Source organism: Pseudomonas sp. SDO55104_S430 (genome assembly GCF_054070595.1).
This window is the reverse complement of record NZ_JBSVXG010000248.1, coordinates 1-7,702: the sequence shown is the minus strand read 5'-3', so window position 1 is coordinate 7,702 and position 7,702 is coordinate 1. Positions and strand designations below refer to the sequence as shown.

The following is a 7,702-nucleotide window of genomic DNA, read 5'->3' as shown; positions in this document are numbered from 1 at the left end:
CGGTGTATCAGTCACTGTGAATGTCACAGAAAGACCGCTATCGCGAGCAGGCTCGCTCCCACAGGGTTAAGTGTTTTTGGCTAGGCCATCCGCCCTGAACATCCCGCGAATCCCCCGCACAGCCTGGCGAATCCGGTCCTGGTTCTCGATCAGCGCAAAGCGCACATGATCATCGCCATACTCACCAAAACCCACCCCCGGCGAGACGCAGACCTTGGCCTCGGCCAGCAGCTTTTTGGCGAATTCCAGCGAGCCCATGTGGGCATAAGCCTCAGGAATCTTCGCCCAGACGTACATCGAAGCCTTCGGATTCTCGACCATCCAGCCCAGTTCATGCAGGCCCTTGACCAGCACGTTACGCCGCTGCCGATACTGTTCGGCGATGTCGCGCACGCATTGCTGATCGCCTTCCAGCGCGGCAATCGCCGCGACCTGCAGCGGGGTGAAGGTGCCGTAGTCGTGGTAGCTCTTGATCCGGGCCAGGGCGTTGACCAGCTCCGGGTTGCCGACCATGAAACCGATGCGCCAGCCGGCCATGTTGTAGCTCTTGGACAGGGTGAAGAACTCCACCGCGATGTCCTTGGCGCCAGGTACCTGCATGATCGACGGGGCTTTCCAGCCGTCGTAGACGATGTCGGCGTAGGCCAGGTCATGCACCACCAGCACGTCGTACTGCTTGGCCAGGGCGATCACCCGTTCGAAGAAATCCAGCTCCACGCACTGCGCGGTAGGGTTGGACGGGAAGCCGAGAATCATCATCTTCGGCTTCGGAATCGAGCCGCGAATCGCTCGCTCCAGCTCATCGAAGAAGTCCACGCCCGGCACCAGCGGCACCGAACGCACCTGGGCGCCGGCAATCACGGCACCGTAGATGTGGATCGGGTAGCTCGGGTTGGGCACCAGCACCGTGTCGCCCTGGTCCAGGGTTGCCAGCATCAGGTGCGCCAGGCCTTCCTTGGAACCAATGGTGACAATGGCTTCGCTCTCGGGGTCGATCTCGACCTCATAGCGGTCCTTGTACCAGTTGGAAATCGCCCGACGCAGACGCGGGATGCCCTTGGATGTCGAGTAGCCGTGGGTGTCTTCGCGCTGGGCGACGGTGACCAGTTTTTCGACGATATGCGGCGGGGTGGCGCCGTCGGGGTTGCCCATGCTCAAGTCGATGATGTCTTCGCCACGACGACGGGCGGCCATCTTCAGCTCGGCAGTGATGTTGAAAACGTAGGGGGGGAGTCGATCTATGCGCGCAAAGCGGCGCGGCGAACCTTGTTCGGCCATTGTTGCCTCGATAACGTAAGCGCCCGGAACCGTCCGAGCGACGCTGGCCACTGCGGTGGCCTGGGGCGCAATGTACGGGCAGCTGTGACAGACTGTCCAGCCTCGATGTAAACAAATTTTTCCGAAGGATAGGGTTAGATGGAATTCACCAGCGGCTTCTTGCTGAGCCTTTCGCTGTGCCTGGACATTGGTGTGGCCAACATCGCGATGATCACTCTGGCGATGCAACGCGGCTATTTTCAGGGCTTCGCTCTGGGCCTGGGCACCTGCGTCGGTGACCTGATCTACGCGGTGCTGGCGCTGGCCGGGATGACCGTTCTGCTGCAATATGAAACCGTGCGTTGGGTGTTGTGGATCGGCGGTTCGGCGCTGCTGGTGTATTTCGCGGCGAAGATGATTTATTCGGCGATCCACCATGAGGCGCTGCTGGCCGAAACCGCCGAGGTCGGCAACAACTCCCATCGCAAGGAGTTCTTTCGCGGGATTTTCCTCGCCATGTCGTCGCCCAGCGCGATCCTCTGGTTCGCCGCGGTGGGCGGCACGCTGATTGCCCGCTCCGGCGGTGGTGGTCCCCTGAGTTCTGCATTGTTCCTGGGTGGTTTCCTCTGCGCCGGGCTGCTGTGGTGCGCCGGTCTGTGCTTTGCGGCAAGCCACGGCGGCAAGTTGCTGGGCGACAAGCTGCTGCGCTATTCCTACATGGCATCGGCAGCGATCTTCTGCTATTTCGCGGTCTACGTGATTCAATCGGGTTACAACGAGTTCGTCGGTTCCGGCGCCGTCGAGCAGTTGCACTCCCTGTAAGTTGGCGAATCGGGTTTGGCCTCTATACTCCCAGCCGAACCCACTTTTTCCCTTCAGGAGTCGAGCCATGGATGAGCAAACACGCGTCGAACTGGCCGAACCACGTATCGAACATGGTCACTTTCAGCTGATCGCAGGATTAGGCGGACGATTCAACCAGCAGACCGTCAAGGACATTCCCGCGCTCTGGGAAAAATTCGCGTCCCATTGCGGCAACGTTCCGGGGCAGAAAGGCGACGAGACCTACGGCGTCGGCTTCAATTTCGACGGCCAGGGCGGCTTCGATTACCTCGCCGGGGTGGCGATCAGCAAACTCGACGATCTGCCGGACACCTACCGCTGGGTCGAGATCCAGCCCCAGCAATACGCGGTGTTCGAGCACAAGGGCCCGCTGAGTCAATTGCCGCAGGTTTTCCAGTACATCCATGGCACCTGGTTGCCGCAATCCGGCTACCAGCACTCATCGGGCCCGGAGTTCGAGCGCTACAGCGCGGATTTCAACCCGCAGCTCAACACCGGCACTATTGAAATCTGGCTGCCGATTACCGCTTGAACCTTAATCGAGAGGCGAGTCTGGCGATTCGTCTCTCGATGTCGTTCAGTGGCTGATATGATTCCCGGCCTTTCCCACGCCGATTCCGAGCCGCCATGAACACCGTCATCCGCAACGTCACCCCCGCCGATCTGGACCGCTGCTACGCCATCGAAACCCTTGCCTACGAAGGCGACGAAGCCGCGACCCGGGAGAAAATCGCTACCCGCATCGCCACCTGGCCAGAAGGTTTCATCGTGGCTGAAGTGGATGGCGTGGTGGCCGGTTTCATCAATTCCGGCGCGGCGTTTCAGGTGGAAATGTCCGACGAAGCATTCAAGGAGCTGATCGGCCATGACCCGGCGGGCCCGAACGTGGTGATCATGTCGGTGGTGGTGCACCCCGATTTTCAGGGGCAGGGACTGGCGAAACTGTTGATGGCCGAGTTCATCGAGCGCATGAAGGGGATGGGCAAGGCGACCATTCATCTGATGTGCAAGGAACGGCATATTCCGCTGTATGCCGGGTTCGGGTTTGCCTACATCAAGCCATCGGCGTCCGACCATGGCGGCATGGCGTGGCATGAGATGGTGCTGACCCTCTGATTCCACCGCAGTGCTTCTCCGCTGTAGGAGCGAATTTATTCGCGATGCACGCAAGAACACCGCGGGGAATCAGGTTCCCCGCGTCATCGTTAACGACCATCGCGAATAAATTCGCTCCTACAGAGAGCAGAGGATTTCAGAAGATCATCCCCATCCGCCGCTCGTAGCCGATCCGCCCCCTGTACGCCTCGCCACTGTCGACAAAACCATACCTGGCATACAGCCCAATCGCCGATTCATTGTCCGCATCCACCGACAACTCCAGTCCCCGGATTTCCGGCCAGGCCTCACGCGCTGCGGCGGGCAGCGCCTGCAGGCAAGCCTTGCCATAACCCTTGCCCTGAACCCGTTGATCGACCTGAAGCGCATGCAGCGTGGCGCTGTGTTCATTGGCCCACGCCGGCAGCGCCGGCGGTCGCTTGAGCAGCAGAAAGGCCACGGGAATGTCGTTTGCCAGCAGGGCAAATCCTTTAACGCCGGGGCCCGGCCGGGACAGCAGGGTGTGCAGCGCACCGTGAATGTCGCCGGAGTACTTGATCTGCTGCGGATGAACCTCAATCGCCTCGACCTGCTGGCGCTGCAACGCCGTCAGGCTTTCGTAAGGCACGAGTTCAGCTGTCATGGAAGTGTCCTTTTTCCTGCATGAATGAGCCTCGATTCTAGCGATTCCGCCGCTTTGGATTATTTTTATTTCATCTGTCGATTCGCTGGATCGCCAGACGACTAAGTGTGTCTTCAAAACAAAAACCACGGAGAACCACCATGAGCGCAACCCAAGAAATCGAAACCCTGATCGAGACTTTCCGCCAGGCCGTCGTGGCCAAGGACGTCGACAGGATCATGAGCTTCTATGGCGATGACATCGTCTCCTTCGATGCGGTCAAGGCCCTGCAATTTCGCGGCAAGGCGGCCTATCGCGCGCATTGGCAGGCCTGCATGGAAATGTGCGCCGGTCCGCACAAGTTCGATTTCGACCACATGACGGTCGTGGCCGACGAACACATCGCCTTCGCTTACTGGCTGGCCCATTGCGGCGGCACCAACGAGCAGGGCGAAACCCAGGCCTGCTGGATGCGCGTGAGCGCCTGCTATCGCCGTGAAGCAGGGCAATGGCGCATTGTCCACGAACACTGGTCGGCACCGTTCGACATGGAAAGCGGCGCTGCGCTGTTCAATCTGCAGCCCTGATTTGAATACTTGGTTCAGGAGAGCGCGATGAAATACCTATGCCTGGTCTACAGCGATGAGCGCCTGCTGCATTCGCTGCCGGAAAGCCCCAAGGACGAGGAGTGCATGGCCTACGCCGAGTCGGTTCAGGGCAGCGGCCGGATGGTTGCGGCCGAGGCGCTGGAGTCGGTGCAGACCGCCACCACCGTGCGCATGCGCAACGGCAAGCTGTCGATCACCGACGGGCCGTTTGCCGAAACCAAGGAGCAACTGGCCGGCTTCTACCTGATTGATGCCCGGGATCTGAACGAAGCCTTGCAGGTGGCCGGCGACATCCCGGCGGCCCGGGTGGGTTGCGTCGAAGTGCGTCCCGTACGGCAGTTGAATGTCTGAGATGCCGGCATCGGTGCAGGCGCGGGTCGAGCAGGTCTATCGCCAGGAATCGCGGCGCATCCTGGCGACCCTGATCCGCCTGCTCGGTGACTTCGATCTTGCCGAAGAGGCCTTGCACGAGGCGTTCTTCGTCGCGGTCGAGCGCTGGCAGAAGGACGGCGTGCCGGACAATCCGCGCACCTGGCTGGTGTCCACCGGGCGCTTCAAGGCCATCGATGTGCTGCGCCGGCGCGCGCGCTTCGCCGCCTCGCGTCCGATGCTGGTCGCGCAGCTCGAAGAGCTGGAACAGGCCGACTGGAGTGACGAAGACGTGGAAGACGATCGCCTGCGCCTGATCTTCACCTGTTGTCACCCGGCCTTGGCGGCGGACGCTCAGGTGCCGCTGACCCTGCGTGAAGTGTGCGACCTGACCACGGAAGAAATCGCCCGGGCTTTTCTCTCGGCACCGGCCACCATCGCCCAGCGCATCGTGCGCGCCAAGGCGAAAATCCGCGACGCGAAAATCCCTTATCAGGTGCCGTCCCTGGCGGAATTGCCCGAGCGCCTCGATAGCGTACTGCGGGTGATTTATCTGGTGTTCAACGAGGGGTATTCGGCGTCCGGTGGGGCGCAAGTGACGCGGGAGGATCTGACCCGCGAGGCGATTCGTCTTGGGCGGTTGTTGATGGAGTTATTGCCGGAGCCGGAGGTCATGGGGCTTTTGGCGATGATGTTGCTGCACGAGTCGCGACGGGTGGCGCGGACTTCGGCCAGTGGTGAGCTGATTTTGCTTGATGAGCAGGACCGCAGTTTGTGGGACAGCGAGATGATCGCCGAAGGTTGCGCGCTGGTGGAACGGGCGCTGGGGAGCCGGCGGTTCGGGCCGTATTGCCTGCAAGCGGCGATTGCTGCCGTGCATGCCGAAGCGCCGTCGGTGGATGAGACGGATTGGGAGCAGATCGTCGGGCTGTATGACGTGCTGTTGCGGGTAGTGCCATCGCCTGTCATCGAACTGAACCGCGCGGCAGCCATCTCCAGGCGCGATGGGCCGTTGGCGGGGCTGGAATTGGTCGAGGCGATACTGGAGCGCGGTGAGCTGCAGGATTACCACCTGGCGCACTCGGCGCGGGCCGAGTTTTGTCGGCAGTTGGGGAGGGTTGAGCAGGCGCGTGCGGCGTATGAGCGGGCGCTGGAGCTGACCCAGCAGGTGCCGGAGCGGCGGTTTATAGAGGCTCGGCTTAGGGCGTTGGAGTGAGGTGATCTCACAAGCCTCATCGCGGGCAAGCCCGCTCCCACAGGTTTTTGAGTCGTTCACAAAACTTGTAAACACCACCGAACCACTGTGGGAGCGGGCTTGCCCGCGAAGAGGCCGGCACTTTCAACATTGATGGTGACTGACACGCCGCCTTCGCGAGCAAGCCCGCTCCCACAGGTTTTTGAGTCGTTCACAAAAACTTGTAAACACCACCCATCACTGTGGGAGCGGGCTTGCCCGCGATGGTCCGCAGGACCTTCACTCCAGCATCTTCCCCAACAACCAGCTCCCCGCCGGCCCCGGCGGATTGAGCCGCGACCACAGTGCATCCACATACACCGTTTTCGGCCACCCACGCACTTCAAGCTCCTGCAACGTCCCCGGCCCGAACCGCTCCACCAGCCAGCGCGGTAGCGGTGCCCAGCCAAATCCACCCTGGGCCATTTCCAGCAGCATCAGGTAACTCGGCGCCGACCAGACCCGTCCCCTGGCGCGGCTTTCATAGGGATTGACGATGGTCGCCAGTCGCAACTCACGGTGCTGTTGCAGCACGTCCTGATCGATATCGGCCGTCGTCGCCAACGGATGCGCAGGCGAGACGAACAGGGCGATTTCCGTGCGTTCGTCCACCGTTGAATTCACCAGATCCGGCGGATAACTCTCCTGCATCTCGGCAAACGCGACATTCGCCCGACCGCTCTGCACCAATGCCACCAAGTCATCGCATTCGGCGATCAGACACTCCAGCTCCAGATCCGGATAACGCTGCTCGAACGCACTCAGCGCCGCCTCGAAGCGGTCCGACTGATAGGTGTCGGACAACGCCACCGTCAGTTTCGCCTCGACCCCTTGGGACAACTGGCTGGCAGTCATTTCCAGTCGACTGGTAGCGGCAAGGATCTCTTCGGCCCGCTGCAACATCACGTGCCCGGCAGGAGTCAGGGTCGGCTTGCGGCTACTGCGATCGAACAGAATCAGATTCAGATCGATCTCAAGGCTCGCCACCGCCGCGCTGACCGTGGACTGACTGCGGCCCAATTTGCGCGCCGCCGCGGAAAACGAGCCCTGTGTCGCCGCCTGGACAAACGCCTGCAACACTTCCTGGGAAGCCATGAACTATCGCCTTGATCGATGGTTATTGGTTATGAAGTATCGGTGCGATATCGGACCATGGCAACCACACCCACATGAGGGAGTCGGTCATGACTGCCAACAAATCCATCACTGAACGTATTTTCCAGGCCATCGGTTTCGAACTGCTCGCGATCCTGATCTGTACCCCGTTGCTGGCGTGGATCATGGACAAGCCGATGCTCGACATGGGCGTGGTGACCATCGCCATGGCCGCACTGGCCCTCGCGTGGAACGTCGTGTTCAACGGCTACTTCGATCGTGTGCTCAAGCACTTTTCCATCACCCACAACGCCTGGACGCGGGTGGTGCATGCGCTGCTGTTCGAGGGAGGCCTGGTGGCACTGGGCGTGCCGCTGATCGCGTGGTGGCTGAACATCAGCCTGTGGCAGGCGTTCTTGCTGGATATCGGTGTGTTGCTGTTTTTCCTGCCGTACACCTACATCTACCACTTGGCGTACGACGTGATGCGGGCTCGTATGATCAGCGCGTAAACCCCCTGTAGGAGCGAGGCTTGCCCGCGAAGAGGCCGTTACATTCAACATCCATGTTGACTGTTCA

The 7,702-nt window shown here is 61.0% G+C and carries 10 protein-coding genes; 7 read left to right on the top strand and 3 right to left on the bottom strand.

All coding sequences use genetic code 11. The features are described 5' to 3' along the window. Positions 1-66: 66 nt before the first annotated feature. On the bottom strand, positions 67-1,278 hold the full coding sequence (alaC, locus tag ACW9JE_RS26470; protein WP_457434423.1) for an alanine transaminase: 1,212 nt from the start codon (positions 1,276-1,278) through the stop codon (positions 67-69). A gap of 138 nt (positions 1,279-1,416) precedes the next feature. Between alaC and ACW9JE_RS26465 the strand changes: the two genes are divergently transcribed. From ACW9JE_RS26465 to ACW9JE_RS26455, 3 genes are all read left to right on the top strand, one after another. Next, positions 1,417-2,079 carry a LysE family translocator gene (locus ACW9JE_RS26465; protein ID WP_457434422.1) on the top strand — a complete coding sequence of 221 codons (663 nt, stop codon included), beginning with the start codon at positions 1,417-1,419 and terminating at the stop codon, positions 2,077-2,079. Between the two features lie 67 nt (positions 2,080-2,146). Continuing rightward, a complete protein-coding gene (locus ACW9JE_RS26460; RefSeq protein WP_457434421.1) occupies positions 2,147-2,632 on the top strand; it encodes a GyrI-like domain-containing protein in 486 nt (161 codons plus the stop codon). Positions 2,633-2,727: 95 nt separating this feature from the next. After that, positions 2,728-3,216, top strand: coding sequence for a GNAT family N-acetyltransferase (locus tag ACW9JE_RS26455; protein ID WP_457434420.1), 489 nt, complete (start codon positions 2,728-2,730; stop codon positions 3,214-3,216). A gap of 136 nt (positions 3,217-3,352) precedes the next feature. Here ACW9JE_RS26455 and ACW9JE_RS26450 read toward each other — a convergent pair whose 3' ends face one another. Beyond that, a complete protein-coding gene (locus ACW9JE_RS26450; protein WP_457434419.1) occupies positions 3,353-3,838 on the bottom strand; it encodes a GNAT family N-acetyltransferase in 486 nt (161 codons plus the stop codon). A 140-nt stretch (positions 3,839-3,978) separates the two neighbouring features. Between ACW9JE_RS26450 and ACW9JE_RS26445 the strand changes: the two genes are divergently transcribed. The 3 genes from ACW9JE_RS26445 to ACW9JE_RS26435 are packed head-to-tail and all read left to right on the top strand — an operon-like array spanning position 3,979 to position 6,010. Continuing rightward, a complete protein-coding gene (locus ACW9JE_RS26445; RefSeq protein WP_224539511.1) occupies positions 3,979-4,404 on the top strand; it encodes a YybH family protein in 426 nt (141 codons plus the stop codon). A gap of 27 nt (positions 4,405-4,431) precedes the next feature. Further along, a complete protein-coding gene (locus ACW9JE_RS26440) occupies positions 4,432-4,776 on the top strand; it encodes a YciI family protein (protein ID WP_175380547.1) in 345 nt (114 codons plus the stop codon). A gap of 1 nt (position 4,777) precedes the next feature. Continuing rightward, positions 4,778-6,010 carry an RNA polymerase sigma factor gene (locus tag ACW9JE_RS26435; RefSeq protein WP_457434424.1) on the top strand — a complete coding sequence of 411 codons (1,233 nt, stop codon included), beginning with the start codon at positions 4,778-4,780 and terminating at the stop codon, positions 6,008-6,010. A gap of 258 nt (positions 6,011-6,268) precedes the next feature. On the opposite strand, the gene ACW9JE_RS26430 is transcribed toward ACW9JE_RS26435, so the two are convergent. Next, entirely contained in the window at positions 6,269-7,123 is an 855-nt protein-coding gene (locus ACW9JE_RS26430; RefSeq protein WP_457434418.1) for a LysR family transcriptional regulator, read from the bottom strand. A gap of 89 nt (positions 7,124-7,212) precedes the next feature. On the opposite strand from ACW9JE_RS26430, the gene ACW9JE_RS26425 reads away from it, so the two are divergent. After that, positions 7,213-7,635, top strand: coding sequence for a multidrug/biocide efflux PACE transporter (locus ACW9JE_RS26425; RefSeq protein WP_457434417.1), 423 nt, complete (start codon positions 7,213-7,215; stop codon positions 7,633-7,635). Positions 7,636-7,702 lie beyond the last annotated feature (67 nt).